This is a genomic window from Arcticibacter pallidicorallinus, from assembly GCF_003002875.1.
Taxonomy (GTDB): Bacteria; Bacteroidota; Bacteroidia; order Sphingobacteriales; family Sphingobacteriaceae; genus Arcticibacter; species Arcticibacter pallidicorallinus.
In genome coordinates this window covers 97,525-114,882 of sequence record NZ_PVTH01000003.1, presented here as the reverse complement: position 1 = coordinate 114,882, position 17,358 = coordinate 97,525, and the positions used below count along the sequence as shown (strand labels likewise).

General features: G+C 45.1%; 11 protein-coding genes, 4 tRNA genes and 1 riboswitch. Of the genes, 7 read left to right on the top strand and 8 right to left on the bottom strand.

Going from position 1 to position 17,358, the window contains the following annotated elements:
- Positions 1-23: 23 nt before the first annotated feature.
- The 3 genes from metF to B0I27_RS05415 form a co-directional block, all read right to left on the bottom strand.
- Positions 24-977 carry a methylenetetrahydrofolate reductase [NAD(P)H] gene (metF, locus tag B0I27_RS05425; RefSeq protein WP_106292216.1) on the bottom strand — a complete coding sequence of 318 codons (954 nt, stop codon included), beginning with the start codon at positions 975-977 and terminating at the stop codon, positions 24-26.
- Between the two features lie 89 nt (positions 978-1,066).
- Positions 1,067-4,750: a methionine synthase gene (gene metH / locus B0I27_RS05420; RefSeq protein WP_106292215.1), complete on the bottom strand. Its 3,684-nt coding sequence runs from the start codon at positions 4,748-4,750 to the stop codon at positions 1,067-1,069.
- Between the two features lie 71 nt (positions 4,751-4,821).
- A riboswitch (SAM riboswitch) is annotated at positions 4,822-4,935 on the bottom strand.
- Positions 4,936-4,997: 62 nt separating this feature from the next.
- The gene (locus tag B0I27_RS05415) at positions 4,998-5,564 is read right to left on the bottom strand and encodes a hypothetical protein (RefSeq protein ID WP_106292214.1); all 567 of its coding nucleotides are present in this window, start codon (positions 5,562-5,564) and stop codon (positions 4,998-5,000) included.
- 345 nt (positions 5,565-5,909) lie between these two features.
- Here B0I27_RS05415 and B0I27_RS05410 point away from each other — a divergent pair, with 345 nt between their 5' ends.
- Complete coding sequence (locus B0I27_RS05410; RefSeq protein ID WP_146133094.1) at positions 5,910-7,523, top strand: S41 family peptidase; 1,614 nt, start codon at positions 5,910-5,912, stop codon at positions 7,521-7,523.
- 7 nt (positions 7,524-7,530) lie between these two features.
- On the opposite strand, the gene B0I27_RS05405 is transcribed toward B0I27_RS05410, so the two are convergent.
- The 3 genes from B0I27_RS05405 to era all read right to left on the bottom strand — a co-directional run bounded on the left by B0I27_RS05405 (position 7,531) and on the right by era (position 10,002).
- Complete coding sequence (locus tag B0I27_RS05405; protein WP_106292212.1) at positions 7,531-7,734, bottom strand: hypothetical protein; 204 nt, start codon at positions 7,732-7,734, stop codon at positions 7,531-7,533.
- Position 7,735: 1 nt separating this feature from the next.
- Positions 7,736-9,037, bottom strand: a complete 1,302-nt coding sequence (gene der, locus B0I27_RS05400) for a ribosome biogenesis GTPase Der (protein WP_106292211.1) — start codon at positions 9,035-9,037, stop codon at positions 7,736-7,738.
- 86 nt (positions 9,038-9,123) lie between these two features.
- Positions 9,124-10,002 carry a GTPase Era gene (gene era / locus B0I27_RS05395; RefSeq protein WP_106292210.1) on the bottom strand — a complete coding sequence of 293 codons (879 nt, stop codon included), beginning with the start codon at positions 10,000-10,002 and terminating at the stop codon, positions 9,124-9,126.
- A 132-nt stretch (positions 10,003-10,134) separates the two neighbouring features.
- On the opposite strand from era, the gene B0I27_RS05390 reads away from it, so the two are divergent.
- From B0I27_RS05390 to arr, 5 genes are all read left to right on the top strand, one after another.
- Positions 10,135-10,207 (top strand) — tRNA-Met (locus B0I27_RS05390).
- A gap of 42 nt (positions 10,208-10,249) precedes the next feature.
- Positions 10,250-10,321: transfer RNA gene (locus B0I27_RS05385), tRNA-Glu, on the top strand.
- A 70-nt stretch (positions 10,322-10,391) separates the two neighbouring features.
- Positions 10,392-10,467: transfer RNA gene (locus B0I27_RS05380), tRNA-Met, on the top strand.
- Positions 10,468-10,502: 35 nt separating this feature from the next.
- Positions 10,503-10,574 (top strand) — tRNA-Glu (locus tag B0I27_RS05375).
- Positions 10,575-11,102: 528 nt separating this feature from the next.
- Positions 11,103-11,528, top strand: coding sequence for an NAD(+)--rifampin ADP-ribosyltransferase (gene arr, locus B0I27_RS17795; RefSeq protein WP_281260333.1), 426 nt, complete (start codon positions 11,103-11,105; stop codon positions 11,526-11,528).
- Positions 11,529-11,684: 156 nt separating this feature from the next.
- On the opposite strand, the gene B0I27_RS05365 is transcribed toward arr, so the two are convergent.
- Complete coding sequence (locus B0I27_RS05365) at positions 11,685-12,266, bottom strand: DUF1989 domain-containing protein (RefSeq protein ID WP_106292209.1); 582 nt, start codon at positions 12,264-12,266, stop codon at positions 11,685-11,687.
- A gap of 4 nt (positions 12,267-12,270) precedes the next feature.
- On the bottom strand, positions 12,271-12,981 hold the full coding sequence (gntA, locus tag B0I27_RS05360) for a guanitoxin biosynthesis heme-dependent pre-guanitoxin N-hydroxylase GntA (RefSeq protein ID WP_181276688.1): 711 nt from the start codon (positions 12,979-12,981) through the stop codon (positions 12,271-12,273).
- A 212-nt stretch (positions 12,982-13,193) separates the two neighbouring features.
- Between gntA and B0I27_RS05355 the strand changes: the two genes are divergently transcribed.
- Positions 13,194-17,348, top strand: coding sequence for a two-component regulator propeller domain-containing protein (locus B0I27_RS05355; RefSeq protein WP_106292207.1), 4,155 nt, complete (start codon positions 13,194-13,196; stop codon positions 17,346-17,348).
- Positions 17,349-17,358 lie beyond the last annotated feature (10 nt).

The following is a 17,358-nucleotide window of genomic DNA, read 5'->3' as shown; positions in this document are numbered from 1 at the left end:
AGCCTCTTAGAGCCGCCGGCCGCCTAAAATATAGCCTCCGCAATTCGTCTCGTTGGCTCTGCATTACTCATGGTGTAATAATGAAGTACAGGCGCACCAAACGCCATCAGTTCCTTTGATTGATGTATCATCCACTCTATTCCACATTCCTTCACTGCCTTGTCGTTTGCACATGCTGAGACAGCATCGCTGAGATCTTCGGGAATATCGATATGAAATATCTTGGGAAGATTAATCAGCTGCTTCGCTGTAGTAATCGGCTTAAGGCCCGGAATAATCGGCACATGAATATCGTTTTCGCGGCACGTTCTGACGAAGTCAAAATACTTTTGATTATCGAAGAACATCTGCGTCACAATGAAATTTGCGCCCATCTCCACCTTCTTTTTCAGATAACCGAAATCCGTCTTCAGGTTAGGTGCTTCAAAATGTTTTTCCGGATATCCCGCCACACCGATGCAAAAATCAGTTCTGTTGGTATCGTAATTATCGTGCAGATATTTACCCTGGTTGAAGTTCGAGACCTGCTCCAGTAAGTCTGTTGCGTAAGCGTGCCCACCTGGAGTCGGAATGAAAGATGCATCCGCCTTACGTGCGTCACCACGTAATACCAGAACATTATCTATGCCCAGGAACTGCAGATCGATGAGAGCGTTCTCCGTCTCCTCTTTGGTAAAACCTCCGCAGATAAGATGTGGTACCGCGTCTACTTTGTAGCGGTTCATGATCGAAGCGCAAATAGCAACGGTTCCCGGACGCTTGCGATACGCAACCTGCTCCAGCAAACCGGTGGGGTGTTGCTTGTAGATATAGTCTTCTCTATGGTAGGTTACATCAATAAAAGGAGGGTTGAACTCCATTAGCGGATCTATGGTGTCATAAATCTGCTTTATTCCATTTCCTTTAACGGGAGGGATAAGTTCAAAAGAAAACAGCGTTTTTCCTGCGGCGTTTTCTATGTGTTCAGTGATTTTCATTCAGAGTGGTCTCTTTATCTTTCGAGCGGGAATAAGCCTTAAACATCTCCCTGCGCCGCTATCATATCTATATATTATCGAAGTGGTCCTTAATAGGCGAGATTAGGACTCAGCCATTTTTCCACCAGCTCCACCGTTTCGTTTCTTCGCGCGGCATAATCTTCTACCTGATCTTTGTTAATCTTTCCCAGACCGAAGTAGCGCGCCTCAGGATGCGAAAAGTAAAAACCACTCACTGATGATGCCGGATACATGGCGAAACTCTCCGTTAAATGGATCTCCGCATTCTTTTCCGCTTCCAGGAGATCAAACAGCGTGCGCTTCTCGGTATGATCCGGACAAGCCGGGTATCCCGGTGCCGGTCTGATTCCCTGATACTGTTCTTTGATCAGATCGGCGTTGGTGAGCTCCTCATCCTTCGCGTATCCCCAATATTCCCGTCTCACCAGCTCATGCATTCTTTCGGCGAATGCCTCAGCCAAACGGTCTGCCAGGGCTTTAACCATGATGCTGTTGTAATCGTCGTGAACCTTCTCAAATCGCTCAACCAGCTCGTCTGTCCCTATTCCTGCAGTTACAGCAAATCCACCGAAATAGTCTTTAACACCCGACTCTTTAGGCGCGATAAAGTCGGCCAGAGCATAATAAGGATCGTTCTTTACTTTCTCAGCCTGCTGCCTCAGAGTATATATCGTAGCTGTATTATCCGCAGCAAAGGTTCCTGTGCCCGATAGGTCAAGCACAATATCATCCCCGTCAGCATAAGCCGGCCAGAAGCCGATGACAGCCTTAGCTTTTAGCAATTTCTCGTCTATGATCTGCTTTAATAGAACCTGAGCATCATCAAACAAGATTTTTGCTTCCGGTCCTACGTTAGGATCATTGAAGATCTTCGGGTAGCTTCCCTTGAGTTCCCAGGTGTGGAAGAAAGGCGTCCAGTCAATGTAAGGAATAAGCTCTTCAAGCGGATAGTCCTCAAAAGTTTTCGTTCCTGTAAAAGCCGGTGCAGTTTGCACTACAGCGTTCAAATCGATCTTGAACTTATCTGCCCGCGCCTCTTCAATTGTCTTCAGCTTTTTGTCTGTACGTTTGTTCAGGTGTGCTTCTCTGGCTTTTGCATATTCATCCTTTATCTTTTGAATATACTCGTCCCTTGTCTCAGGGTTCATCAGGTTACTGCATACGGAGACGCTTCGTGAGGCATCAAGTACATGTATCGCACAGCCCGAATAGTTCGGAGCTACCTTCACAGCCGCATGAATGCGCGACGTTGTTGCGCCGCCAATCATCAGCGGCATGGTAAAGCCCTCGCGCTCCATCTCCTTGGCAAAATGCACCATCTCATCCAGAGAAGGCGTAATCAGTCCGCTAAGTCCGATGATATCAACATTTTCTTCTTTCGCTCTCTTCAAGATTTCCTGGGCCGGAACCATCACCCCCATGTCGATCACCTCAAAGTTGTTGCAGGCCAGTACCACGCCGACGATGTTCTTGCCGATATCGTGCACATCACCTTTTACAGTGGCCATCAAAATCTTTCCTGCGGAACTCGAGCTGGTATCCGAAGGATTCAGCAACTTCTCCTCTTCGATGAAGGGAAGGAGGTAGGCCACCGCTTTCTTCATTACGCGGGCCGATTTTACTACCTGAGGTAAGAACATCTTACCGGCGCCAAAGAGGTCACCTACGATGTTCATTCCGTCCATGAGCGGTCCCTCAATCACTTGTAGCGGGCGAGCGTAAGTTAGCCGCGCTTCCTCTACATCGTCATCGAGATATTCTGTTATACCCTTTACAAGGGCATGCGATAGGCGTTTTTCCACAGGTCCTTTACGCCACTCTTCGTCTTTCACAACTTCTTTTCCTTTAGCCTTCACCGTTTCGGCAAAGTCCACCAGGCGCTCCGTTGCGTCTTCTCTGCGGTTCAAAAGGACATCTTCCACTCTAACCAGCAATTCCTTGGGTATTTCCTCATACACCTCGAGCATCCCCGCGTTCACGATTCCCATGTCGAGGCCTGCCCTGATAGCATGGTATAGAAAAGCAGAGTGCATAGCCTCGCGAACCACATTGTTTCCTCTGAAGGAGAAGGATATATTGGATACCCCGCCGCTCACTTTTGCATAGGGAAGGTTTTCCTTGATCCAGCGTGTTGCGTTGATGAAATCGACGGCGTAATTATTATGTTCTTCCAGTCCGGTCGCTACCGTCAGGATGTTAGGGTCAAAAATAATGTCCTGAGGAGGAAAGCCTACCTGGTTTACCAGTATATCGTAGGAGCGCTTGCATATTTCGATTCGTCGTTCGTAGTTGTCTGCCTGCCCTTGTTCATCAAATGCCATCACCACAATTGCAGCTCCATATTTCATGATGGTTTGAGCACTGTGAATAAACTTTTCTTCTCCTTCTTTAAGCGAAATGGAGTTCACAATCCCTTTCCCCTGCAGACATTTCAATCCATTCTCGATGACCGTCCATTTAGACGAGTCGACCATTATAGGAAGCTTTGCGATATCCGGTTCAGAAGCGATCAAATTCAGGAAGCGGGTCATCGCAGCTTCCGAATCGAGCATTCCCTCGTCCATGTTCACATCAATAACCTGCGCGCCACCCTCAACCTGCTGCAGGGCTACGGCCAGAGCAGCTTCGTAATTACCGCTTAGAATAAGTTTCGAAAATTTAGGCGAACCGGTAATATTGGTACGCTCCCCGATGTTAACAAACATCGTGTCTGGCTTGATCGTTACGGGTTCCAGCCCGCTAAGACGCATATAAGGTTCAACTTGTGGTATCTTTCTGGGCGCAATCCTGGCAGCCTTCTCGGCAATACAGCCAATATGCTCCGGTGTCGTTCCACAACATCCTCCTACGATGTTCACAAAGCCGCTTTCTATAAAATCTTCCAGGAGGTGAGCTGTTTCATGAGCCGTTTCATCATAGGCGCCAAATTCATTTGGAAGTCCCGCGTTTGGATAGGCTGAAACATAACATGGCGCCTTGGCAGCAAGCTCCTCAATATGCGGCCTCATCTCTTTAGCCCCCAGCGCACAGTTCAGACCGATGCTGAGCAGGTTCGCATGTGTCAGTGAGTTCAGGAACCCCTCCACGGTCTGGCCAGACAGCGTTCTGCCGCTCGCATCGGTAATGGTACCCGAGATCATGATGTCGATCTTTCTTCCGATTAGCTGTTCGTATTCTTTAATAGCAAATATGGCCGCTTTGGCATTCAATGTATCGAAGATGGTTTCGATAAGCAGCACATCTGCACCTCCGTCGATCAATCCCCTGATCTGCTCGTCATACGCACCAACCAGATCATCAAAAGTCACCGCTCTGTATCCTGGATCATTGACATCCGGAGACATGGAAGCAGTACGGTTAGTAGGGCCGACGGCACCTGCAACGAACCGGGGTTTCTCCGGGTTGCGCATCGTAAACTCAGTAGCCACTTCTTTTGCAATTCTTGCCCCCTCAAAGCTGAGTTCGTAGGAGAGATCCTCCATCTTATAATCAGCCATGGAAATGCGCTGAGTACTAAACGTGTTGGTTTCGATAATATCGGCACCGGATTCGAGGTACTCCGCATGTATGGCTTTGATAATGTCAGGACGGGTAAGGTTCAGCAAGTCATTGTTTCCCTTTACGTCGCAAGGGTGATTTTTAAAGCGCTCACCACGAAAATCTTCCTCCGTGAGTGCGTAGCGTTGGATCATAGTCCCCATTGCTCCGTCGATCACGAGAATGCGTTTCTCTAATTCTTTCCTGATATCCATGTTGTATTTAGCATTAAGCAGGCATGCCTGCATAAAGCTTATTTGAGAAAGATCCTTCGGATTCTGTCATTAACTTATCTTTTCCCTTATTTCTTTGAATAAAATCGAGATAGAATGTAGCACCTTGTAAGCACAGGTTGCTAAGACTTCGCAGGGTCTACTCCCTCCGTCTTTCTTTATAAGCACCGCAAAAATGCGATATAATTCGGTCAAAAGCAAATGCTTGCTAAAAGGATACTAAAGTTAACTAATCAAGTCGCTTACTTAGCTGGTCTTCAATTCTGGCGAAGAGCTGTTGGGGGTTGAGTGTGCGCCATGGGAGGTTATCCAATGCACCGCCAAAGTTGATATAATAATCGATATTGTTTTTCTTAAACTCCTCAATTACATGCTCACGAAAATTAATGGCTGCGATCCATCCATCCTCTACGTCCTGAAACCATTCTTCGTAATACAAATCGTCGGATGAATGGAAGTTCAGAATGTTTTCGCCCAGTAATATGAATTTATTAATCCCCTCACGCATCATGATTTCGATGATCTCCCGCTTAAGAAGCATAATATCATTGTAGATGGTGTCATTCCATTCGCCAATGAACTCTATGACAGCGAAGTTGCGATCATAGTCGACATACAAGATCTTCAGATATAGCGTCTGGGATCCAAAATAATCCCATTGCGGGTGTATGAAATAGTTGTAGATCTTTTTATCGAACTCAAACTCACTGTACTCTGTCTGATAGAACGGTGAAAGCTCATCCTCAGCAGCTACATAATCATCCCGCCAGCGATAAAATGGTTCTATTTCGTGCATGTTGAGGTAGTCGTTTTATGTTTTCCTATTGATAGCAGAGGCAAATATAAGGCCATTTCTTTTGAACCGTATGAAGGCCGGGTAGAATTTGATCAGAAATTGATTTTCTATCATCGTTCTTTCGGAGTAGTCCTGGCTCCGGTTTTGCTTCGGCCTGTGGTCGGCTTTTGTTCGCTTTTTTCGAAGCTGGTACGACGTTGGTACGGAGTTCGTACGGTCTTAATAGGTTCTTGGCAAAGGGGTGATCGACGAATCTCTCGCCCTGATATAGCTCCAAAAACTATTTAAAAAGAGGTCTGAAAGTTGACAATCCAAGTGTTAATTTAGCATCGAAATTATCACGCATTGTCTACTAGGAAAAATTTGTTAATAGCTGCCTGTTATTCGGGTGCGCTGGTGTTAGGAATGATTTTGGGCCCCAAGTTTCATAAGGAGGATCTGAACTCCAGAAATGGCTCATTCAAAATTTTCCAGTCGGCAGGGGATGGAGGTAAAGTTGAGCAGGTTCTGAATATTATCAGAGAAAACTATGTAGACCCTATAAAGATTGATACGCTGCAGAACCTGGCTATCGATGAGATTCTCAATAACCTTGATCCGCATTCGGCATACCTTCCGCCCGTCGAAGCCCGTATGTTTAGCGACGACATGGAGGGTAATTACAATGGTATCGGTATTGAGTATCAACTGTTAAATGACACCTTAATCATCACCCATATTAACAAAACCGGACCAGCGTCGAAAGTGGGTTTGCAGAGCGGTGATCAGATTGTTAAGATCGAAGACCAGAATATTGCAGGTGTTGGTATGAAGCCACCCGGCATTGTGAAGTTAATTCGCGGACGACAGAGTACGCTGGTGAGGCTAACTGTAAGGCGTTATGGTTCAAATGAAGATCTAATCTTTAAAGTTCCACGTGAAAAAGTAACGGTTAGCAGTATCGACGTTTCTTATCTGATCAGCAATCGCATAGGCTATATCAAGATCAGTAAGTTCGGGGCGAAGACAGATGAGGATTTTCTCACTGAGTTGAGGCGCCTGAAGAAGCAGGGTATGCAGGGCCTGATAGTGGATCTTCGCGGCAATGGCGGAGGATACCTGAATGCAGCGACTGCTCTGGCCGATCAGTTCCTTGGAGATCAGGAGTTGATCGTTTACACGCAGGGGGAACACGAGCCGCGCACGGATTATTTTGCTACAGACGCGGGAGATTATGAGAAAGGGAAATTGGTCGTGCTGATAGACGAAGGCACGGCATCAGCAAGTGAGATCATCGCGGGGGCGCTTCAAGACCTGGATAGGGCAACTGTCGTCGGACGCCGTTCCTTCGGCAAAGGATTGGTCCAGGAACAGTTTAATTTCGGAGACGGATCGGCACTAAATCTGACGGTAGCGAGATATTACACGCCATCGGGCAGATCCATTCAAAAGCCCTACACGCGTGGGAAAATAGAGTACTTCAAAGAGATTTCAAACCGGATCAAGAACGGCGAGCTGGTATTTGATCAGAAACATCTCATGGACAGCCTTTATGCCACCAAAGACAAAAATTATAAAACGGCTTCGGGAAGAGTAGTGTTTGGAGGAGGCGGTGTGATGCCGGATATCTATGTGCCGATTGATACTGTTGGACATACGCCCCTGTATTATTCATTAAGCAGCAATGCTGTATTGAATGAGCTTGTGTACAGCTATCTGATTAAACAGGCCAGACCTGGAAGTTTGAGAGACCTTCTGGATGAGTTCAGTCTGAGTAGCAGTCATTATAAGCAGCTACAGGCACTTGCGGCTAAAAGAAAGATCTCATTCACTCAGAAAGAGTTTGAAGAGGCGAGAGAAGTCATTATGCTTGATATCAGGGCACTGTTAGCTCGCTTCTATTTTGGTGAAGATGCTTATTACCGGGTTCTGAATGAAACGGATAGTATGATCGAAAGGTCAGTAGCTGTATTGAAATAAACCTGAGTTACTTTCTCTTCGGTGCTGAGATGGTATCAATCTCAAATTCAACACTATCATCCAGACTGAGTTCGAGGTTTAAAAGAGAATCTGCAATTCTGACTGTTTCGAGGGAGTCCTGGAGTTCGATATCTCTCTTGCTGCCTGTCGCACATCCTGCGATTTGCAGGATGAACGATAAGCATAGCAAGCCTGTTAGCTTGAATTTCATTTTATTTCTGTCTGAAAAATATCTGTATAGGAACTCCCGTAAAGTCAAAGTTCTCGCGCAGTTTGTTTTCCAGGAACCGTTTGTACGGGTCTTTGATGTATTGCGGCAGGTTACAGAAGAAAGCGAACATAGGTGAGCTTGCCTGAATCTGTGTGATGTATTTAATTTTGATGTGCTTTCCTTTTAACGCCGGCGGCGGGTTGTTCTCGATGATCGGAAGCATGACATCGTTTAGTTTCGATGTAGAGATCTTTTTGGTTTTGTTCTCGTAAACCGCAGTGGCGGCTTCCAAAGCTTTGAAGATACGTTGTTTCTCGATTACGGATGTAAAGATGATCGGCACGTCAGTGAAAGGGGCCAGGCGCTCTTTAATGGTTTCCTCGAACACTTTAGTGGTCTTGTGATTTTTTTCAATCAAATCCCACTTATTGATCAGGATTACGATGCCTTTCTTGTTCTTCTCAGCCAAATGGAAGATGTTGATATCCTGAGACTCAATGCCGTCAACGGCGTCAATCATCAGAATGTTTACATCAGCTTCTTCAATTGCTTTGATCGTTCTCATCACCGAATAGAACTCAATATTCTCTTTCACCTTGGTTTTCTTACGAAGGCCGGCAGTGTCAATCAGCATAAACTCATGGCCAAACTGATTGTAATGAATATGAATGGAATCACGTGTGGTACCCGCTATAGGGGTAACGATGTTCCTGTCTTTTCCGATCAGGGCATTAATTAGCGATGATTTCCCAACGTTAGGGCGACCCACGATGGTAAACTTAGGCAGTGTGCTGGCTTCTTCCTGAAGTTCCTGGAAATGGCTTACCACTTCGTCCAGAAGTTCACCAGTACCCGAGCCGGTCATGGAGGAGATACAATAGATATCACCCAGTCCAAGACTGTAAAAAATATGCGATTCGTTAATCAGTGCGTTATTGTCAACCTTATTTGCTACTACCAGCACCGGCTTTTTGCTTCGGCGAAGGATATCGGCGATGCTGTCGTCCAGATCGGTTATTCCGGTGGTTACGTCCACCATAAAGAGAATTACTGTGGCCTCTTCGATGGCGATCATTACCTGTTCGCGGATGGCTGCTTCGAAGACGTCTTCTGAATGCGCCACGTATCCGCCTGTATCTACTACTGTGAAGGGTTTCCCGATCCATTCTGCCAATCCGTAATGGCGGTCTCTTGTCACGCCGCTCATATCATCAACAATCGCTTTACGGGTTTCCGTCAGGCGATTGTATAAAGTTGATTTTCCAACGTTTGGACGTCCTACTATGGCTACTATATTGCTCATTATTATTTGTATTTCAGATCTGTATTTCCGTTAACAGTCTGTTTGTGTGCCGGTAAAGATAAGCCATTTGTGGCTTATGTGCTTTTTTAATCTTCGTAACCGAATCTCTTGAGGTAGTTTTTGCGGTTGCGCCAATCTGGAATTACCTTAACGAACATTTGCAAAAACACCTTCTTCTGGATAAATTCTTCGATGTCACGTCGTGCATAGGTTCCCACTTTTTTAAGCATCTCGCCGCCTTTTCCGATGAGGATGTTCTTTTGAGAATCGCGCTCCACCATGATTTCGACGCTGATCCTGTCCATCTTTTCCTCCTCCTTGTACTCGGTAACGATTACCTCCGTACTGTAGGGGATCTCCTGTGCGTAAAGGGTGAAAATCTTTTCTCTGATGATTTCGGAAACAAAGAAGCGCTGGTTGCGGTCGGTCAACGTATCCTTGTCGTAATAGGGAGGATGCTCGGGCAGGTTCTGGATGATATAATCCATTACGCCGGCTACATTATGTTCATGAAGGGCAGATACGGCAAAGATTGCGCTTGGATTCAGTTCCTGTTTCCAGTACTCAATTTTCGGGAATACATACTCCTGCTGCGATTTGTCAATCTTGTTGATGATTACCGCTACAGGAGACTGGGTGTTCTTTAACTTCTCTATTACGTCAGACTCGTCGTGGCGCTCATTGATGTCTGTGACAAATAAAATGATGTCCGCATCTACCAACGAATCGTTAACTGCGCCCATCATGCTTTCCTGCAAACCATAGGCTGGCTTGATAACTCCGGGGGTATCCGAAAACACGATCTGGTACTCTGGTTCGTTAACAATACCCAGGATCCGGTGTCTGGTGGTTTGGGCTTTGGGTGTAATGATAGACATCTTCTCACCAACGAGGGCATTCATCAATGTTGACTTCCCTGCATTTGGCTTCCCAATTATGCTTACAAATCCGGCTTTATGTGACATGAAATATTTTTTAAAAAAGATTTGGACTGCAAAGAAACGAAATATATCTTTGCAGTCCAATTCAAACAGTGCTGGAAGTTATTCTTCAAAGCTAAAACAGAAGAAAAAGCTGTTGCTAGTTGAAAAAAATAGTGCGGGGTGGAGCAGTTGGTAGCTCGTCGGGCTCATAACCCGAAGGTCATCAGTTCGAGTCTGGTCCCCGCTACCTGAAGTAAGCAGTAAGATTTATCTTTAGCTTAGCTTGAATGGTCCATTCGTCTAGGGGTTAGGACGCCAGATTTTCATTCTGGTAACAGGGGTTCGATTCCCCTATGGACTACAACACGTGAAGCTTGAAAAAGTGGATCAAGGTAAGGAGGATCAGCGATGATTATCCGGACATAAAACAGTGCGGGGTGGAGCAGTTGGTAGCTCGTCGGGCTCATAACCCGAAGGTCATCAGTTCGAGTCTGGTCCCCGCTACCAAAGAAAGCATGGCAGCAATGTTAGTCGCTTTTAATGGCCCGCTCGTCTACCGGTTAGGACGCCAGATTTTCATTCTGGAAATAGGGGTTCGATTCCCCTGCGGGCTACGGAAGGGAAAGAGGTTTAAAGAACTTCTTTCCCTTTTTTTATGTCGTAATTTCGCTTAATCAGCAAGATGGCGTCCGCTACGCATCGTTTCACTGTTGTAAGTATAACGCAGAAATTGCCGTCTTTGTACGCCATGGAAAAGATAGTTTGAAAAGCACTTTTTTATGTTTTTCACCCACTATATTCGAACAAATTCAATGAATATGAGTGTAGAATTTCATCCGGATAATCCTATTGTTAGGCTCTGCATGCAGGGTATGCGTTTAGAAGAACAGGGAAAACTTGAAGAAGCGGCCATTCATTTCCTCCAGGGCTGGGACGAAGCTACTAATGACTTTGAAAGATTTCTTATCGCCTGGTTTAATGCCCGGGTTCAGCTTAAAGCTTCCCAAAGAATTGCTTGGTATGAGAAAGCCCTGGAGCTTGCAGAAGCGGTTGGAGACGACGCTGTTCAGAGCGCCTTTCCTTCGCTGCACAACAATTTGTCCAAATGTTATGAGGAAGTAGGTGATCCAGAAAAAGCAGCCATGCATCAGGAGCTGGCCACAGCGTCTGTAAGTCAACCTGCCGACAAAGGGCCGTTTTATCATGGCACCAAAGCCCAACTCAATATTGGCGATTTACTGACTGCCGGCCGGATTTCCAATTATCAGTCAGACTTGCTGATGAATCATATTTACTTCACCGCCCTGCCTAACGGAGCAGGCCTTGCTGCTGCGCTTTCGCCAGGTGAAGGCCCGGAGCGCGTGTACATTGTAGAACCTATGGGCAATTTTGAGGACGATCCCAACGTAACCAACTTGAAATTTCCCGGCAATCCAACTCGTTCCTACCGAAGCACCGAACCTCTGAAGATTATTGGGGAAGCGACAACATGGCAAAGAACAACACCAGAACAAATACAGCGGATTCGCGACAGATTTGCGGGGAAGAAAGATGACATTATTAATTGATGATTGTTATTATCAAATTATTTACCTGCCAAGCGTTTCAGGTCTTTGATAACATGGTTCGAGATTTTCCCTGCGGACTACTTGATGGGATAAGTTCAATTGTATGAACTTATCCCATTTTTTTTGTGTGCTATTGCTAATCAGTAAATAGCCACGTTATTTAATGATTTCATATTGAATAGGTTTGAAGGAGTAATTGTTGGATTGCTCCGCTGAGCATGCGGTCAGTCCTACAATGAGGTCCATTGTCGCCTCAAAAAGCACATAGTCTCCGGCTTTACTTTGAGGAGGGTCTACTGATAAGGTTCCGTCAGCTGCGAATTGTACATTCATAAAGATGTTGAAGGCTGTTGGAATATCATCTGGCTGTATTCCGAATTGCGAAAGATTGGTGTACAGGTTTTCAAAACAGCTGGGATGGTAATTCGGATTGTTGTAAAGTATTTCGAAGGTTTCCGCACTGCAGGGTGCTAATAGAAAATCGTTACGACCATTCGTGTCTTCAACTATTTTCATCATCTTGTGACTTCTGTTACTCCACAAATGGTGTCCCTGTGTGATCAGGATGGTATTTTCAAAATCTAACGTCTTGCCAGACGAGATCTTTTCACGGATATCGTCTGCGTTAAATAGTACCATGTCGCTCACCTGTTCGCCTTGCGGATCGATAACCTTCAACAAGCTTCCCTTTTTTAAGGTAAAAGCTGCTCCTGTTTGTTTCTCTATAGTATAAATCATGTTTTTAATGATGGTGAAATGGGCATTTCCAGCTAGAGTCCACTTTTCTTCCACTGTACTGTGGAGCTTCTAAGCCTTGACCGTGATCAGTAAGCATCGGATTGATACTGCCATCGAAAGCGACTTCACGGTCCCGAATTACCTTCTTCATTTTCTCGTATAGGCCCAGTTCTCTTAGTTTTTCGAATTGCTGATGAAGATTAAAGGCCATTGCAGTCCTGCTGAATTGCCGTGATTTCCTACTGGCGTGCGGATGAAGTCCAACGATGAAGAAAGCGGATCCATTGAAACTGAAGCTAAAGCTAGGGTCTTCGGGGTTCTTGCTCACTGCCTCGTCCCATTGCGAATCTTTATCTACATCATATAATTTCTGAAGCTGCAGCCAGAGCTTTTGTTCAAAATTAACCTCAGAATCAGCTTCATCGTCGAAGACCGCAATCATCGTCATGTAATTGCTATCGCTCGATAAGGTCTCCTGGATATATTTTTTAAGATCTTCCGCTAAACGGAGCGTAGTATCAGGGTCACCCATTTTGCCATAAGTTCCTAAACGGTAATGGCTGGTGTGTAATGCTGATTTCGCTCCTACACAGGGGTAATCTATCGCGTCAATTCTCTGGGTGAATTCCTGATTAATATCTCGTACTTGCTGTTCGGGATATTGTGCTGCCTCGTCTGGCCTGAAGTAGCTTTGCTGTTGTTTACGTTTGTCCATAGTATTATTCATTCTCTGAATGAAGTTGGTAGATGTAATACCTACAACTATGTCTTATCGATTTTGTTTATCTTTTGAACTTATGAAGCCGTGCCCCCTCTCGCTTCAATACAGAAATGGATAATTAAACTTGTCTCTTACAAGCTATAATCACTAACTTTCGTTCTATTAGAAGATACGCTGCGGTAACGAACCTAAATTCCAAACTTCCAATGTTTACTATTTTTTGCAATAGCTTCTGGCTGAAACGGTTTTTGCTGGCCCTTGCGTTCTGCTTTAGTATGTCTGTACGAGGGAGAGAAGTGAATTACAATTTCAAGCACTATACAATAAACGAAGGGCTTTCACAAAATACGGTTCTCTGTTTGCTTGAAGATAAGGACGGAGTGATCTGGATGGGCACAGCAGATGGGCTGAATAAATTTGACGGTTATGATTTTACGCACTATAAGCACCAGTTCCGTCATGCGGGCGGCATATCAAACAATCAGATAAATGCGTTATATGAAGCTAAAAACGGTGATATCTGGGTTGGAACCGCAGACGGCCTGAATGTATTCAACAAGCGTACTGAAAAGTTTACCCGGCTATCTACAACGGTAAGGCGCACGGTTACATCAAACGACTTTATAACGTCGATATATGAAGATTCTAAAGGTCGTGTCTGGCTGACAAGCCAGGAGGGCTTGAAGCTTTATGATCCGGGAAGAAAGACATTCAGTGTCTACCCTTACCTGTCAAACCGTCGCGCAGATCGCTTGATGGAAGATGCACAGGGTATATTGTGGATAAGTGTCGACAAAGATTTGAGAAGGTTTGATCCTGCCTCAAAGCGGTATCTCCCATTGCCGTCTATTCTGGAAAGAGACTCGTCGTTGCGGAATTCCTTCGTGCGCGTGCTTACAAGAGACAAAGAAAATAAAATATGGATAGGAACGGAGGCGGCGGGGCTGTTTGTTTATGATGCAAGGACGAATACCCTGGAACGTTTCCGAAGCGACAAAGCAGATCCTGCGAGCCTTCCTGCAGATATTATTCGAGAGATTTTTTTTACCAGGGAAAACAAGGTGCTGATCGGTACCCGTGACGGCCTGAGCGTATTTGACAGTAACACGAAGACGTTTGCCAACTATAAGAACGACAGATTCGATCCCAATTCGCTTAGTCAGAATTCCATAAGAGATATTTTGCAGGACAGGGCCGGGAATATATGGCTGGCTACCTTTGGAGGGGGAGTAAACCTGGTGGCGGCGGGCAATGGTATGTTTAACTACCTCGGCGCGCGAACTCCCAACAAAGAGGGCTTAAGTTATAGAATGGTAAGTTCGATTGCCGACGCTCAGGATGGCGCGCTATGGATCGGTACAGAAGGGGGAGGTTTGAACTATTGGGACCGTAAAAATGCAACCTTTAAAACTTTCGCCTTACCGCAGATTAGCTCCAACATCGGTGCCAATACAATTAAATGTATCTATTCTGAAAAAGGGAATTTGTGGCTTGGTACTGTAAATGGGTTGTATTTTATGGACACCAGTACAGGCAATCTGCGGAAAGTTGAGCTTCCAGTCCGGAACAGGGAGATCGTTTCCATAGTTAGAATTAAAGATGAATTGTGGTTAGCGACAAATGGGTCTGGCTTAGTTTCACTGAGCGATGGCGGCAAAACACGAACCTTTACGATAAATGCCGGCGATGAAAATAGCCTTACAAGAAACAATGTATTTAAACTATTAAAAGATGACGCAGATAATTTGTGGGTGGCTACGAACAAGGGGCTTAACTACTTCGACGGAAAGAAATTTATACAATATCATGTACAGGAAAACAACCCCTACAGCCTAACTAACAGCGCCATCTCCACGGTGTTTATCGATTCAAGAAAGCGGGTCTGGATAGGTACGAGGGGAGGTGGACTGAACTTGTTTGACAAATCTAAGAATAGGTTCTATGTAGTCGATCATAGATACGGTCTCGCTAATGATGCTATCCAGTCGATTGAAGAAGACAAAAGAGGGAATTTGTGGGTTAGTACTAATAAGGGCTTATCCAGGATCACTATCAGTGGTCGTCCGCCTTTCAACAAAACGGCGATATCCATTTCCAATTATTTCGTCGAAGACGGCTTGCAAAGTAACCAGTTTATGCCTAACGCCAGCCATAAAACTGAGGGAGGGGAATTATTTTTTGGAGGAATAAACGGCTTAACGTACTTTCAGCCAGAGGATATCGAACGCAATACCTATAAGCCGCCGGTCATATTAACAGAATTTTTGATAAGAAATATACCCGTAATATCCTACGGAGAGGATTCACCGTTAAAGCGATCTATAAACGAAACGGACGAAATAACACTGCAGTATGACCAGGTTTTCATATCGCTGAAATTTGCTGCGCTTAACTATGTAAATCCGTCAAAGAATAAATACGCATATAAGCTGGAAGGTTTGAAGCGCGACGGCGACTGGCATTATGTAGACAACCAGCGTATTGCTACTTATACGAATCTGGCTGCGGGAACTTATATTTTTAAAGTAAAGGCAAGTAATAACGATGGACTTTGGAACGAGTCGTCTAAAACACTTAAAATAATTGTGTTGCCGCCCTGGTGGAAGACCTGGTGGGCGTATCTGTTGTATATAGTGGTCATTGCGGGTATACTCTATTTCTATTACTACAGCTCGCTAAAAACAGCCAAGTTGAAAAATCAACTAAATTATGAGCACCTGATCCGGGAAAAAGACAATGAGCTTTATCAGCGGAAGCTGAACTTCTTTACTAATATCTCCCATGAAATCAAAACGCCTCTGACGCTGATTTTGGCGCCTTTAGAAAAGCTGTTAAGTCTTAACGAAGGAAATAACCGATTGAGGCAGCAGTTGCAGTTGATGAAAGGCAATGGCGAGCGATTAATGAAGCTTGTACACCAACTGCTTGACTTCAGAAAGTTTGACAGTGGAAATATGAATTTGCAAGTTGCGGAAAGCAATCTGGTAAACTTCATTAAAGAAGTAGTGGCAGCGTTTGAGGGTTACGCGGGTCATCTGGGTATAAGTCTTCGTGTAGAAGCTGAGAAAAGAGTCATTAAAGCATGGTTTGATCGCGATAAGTTCGAGAAAGTGCTTTATAACTTACTTTCTAACTCGATGAAGTTTACCAAGGCAGGCGGTTCCATCACTATCAGGGTTAAACAAACCGAGGCGAACGATCAGAATCAAGGATTTGCCATAGTTGAAGTAGAAGATAATGGGACAGGAATAGCGCCTGAAAATTTGGGACATATCTTCGAGCCATTTAAGCACTATGACGAGGATGGAGCCAATTTGCAGGGCTCTGGTCTCGGGCTTGCTTTTACGAAGATGCTTGTTGAACTTCATCATGGAGAGATTTTGGTGGAAAGCACCCAGCGGGGCGGAGGGCAAGAGGGAAGGACCTGTTTTATTGTTAAGATCCCGTTGGGACGGAGACATTTTGATGATAAAGTGATTGCGCCTGATTATGCTGACAGTGAAGCCATAGGCGGCTATCTGGATGCCGAGGAACCAGCAGGCACCCGGGAACTTCTGGAAAAGCGCACAAAGGATGTTTTGGAAAAACTGGAATTGAGGCCTATTATGTTAATTGTCGAAGATAACAAGGATGTGATGAACTTCTTGAAGGAGCATTTTGAAGAGAAATTTGACGTTGAAACCGCTTTTGATGGACGGGAAGGCGTGGATAAAGCGGTAGCGAGTTCTCCGGACATCATTATTAGCGATGTGATGATGCCGGTGATGAGCGGAACGATGTTGTGCAGTACTTTAAAGACGGATAACCGGACCAGTCACATACCGATCATCCTGCTGACCGCCCGTAGCCAGACTGCGAATACATTGGAGGGGTTGGAGACAGGGGCAGATGATTACATTACCAAGCCGTTTAACATCAGTATTGTGGAAGCGAAAGTCTGGAACTTATTGGAGCAGCGACGTCTGTTGCGGGAGCGTTATAAGAAAGAGATCACCCTACAGCCGCAGAACCTGGCGATCACCTCTCCGGATGAGGTATTCTTGTCCAAGGTGATGACATATATTGAGGCGAATATATCCGAGCCGGGGTTGAATGTAGAGGATCTGGCGAAAGAAGTTTATATGAGTCGTACTACTTTGTACCGGAAGATAAAAGCGCTTACTAATCAGACTACGGTGGAGTTTATCCGGGCGGTTCGACTCAAGCGGGCTGCACAACTGTTAAAGACTAATAACTACGGTGTTAGTGAAATAGCTTATATGACCGGCTTTACAGACATTGACTATTTTAGAAAGTGTTTCAAAGAGCAATTCAAAAAAACGCCTACTGAATATTTAAACGAGGATAAAGGAGGTGCTTAACGAGGTGTTT

Coding starts and splice junctions, on each gene's coding strand:
- metH (WP_106292215.1), bottom strand. CDS start 4,750: ATGGATATCAGGAAAGAATTAGAGAAACGCATTCTCGTGATCGACGGA.
- era (WP_106292210.1), bottom strand. CDS start 10,002: ATGTCACATAAAGCCGGATTTGTAAGCATAATTGGGAAGCCAAATGCA.
- B0I27_RS05415 (WP_106292214.1), bottom strand. CDS start 5,564: ATGCACGAAATAGAACCATTTTATCGCTGGCGGGATGATTATGTAGCT.
- B0I27_RS05365 (WP_106292209.1), bottom strand. CDS start 12,266: ATGATTTATACTATAGAGAAACAAACAGGAGCAGCTTTTACCTTAAAA.
- gntA (WP_181276688.1), bottom strand. CDS start 12,981: ATGGACAAACGTAAACAACAGCAAAGCTACTTCAGGCCAGACGAGGCA.
- metF (WP_106292216.1), bottom strand. CDS start 977: ATGAAAATCACTGAACACATAGAAAACGCCGCAGGAAAAACGCTGTTT.
- B0I27_RS05405 (WP_106292212.1), bottom strand. CDS start 7,734: ATGAAATTCAAGCTAACAGGCTTGCTATGCTTATCGTTCATCCTGCAA.
- B0I27_RS05355 (WP_106292207.1), top strand. CDS start 13,194: ATGTTTACTATTTTTTGCAATAGCTTCTGGCTGAAACGGTTTTTGCTG.
- der (WP_106292211.1), bottom strand. CDS start 9,037: ATGAGCAATATAGTAGCCATAGTAGGACGTCCAAACGTTGGAAAATCA.
- arr (WP_281260333.1), top strand. CDS start 11,103: ATGCATCAGGAGCTGGCCACAGCGTCTGTAAGTCAACCTGCCGACAAA.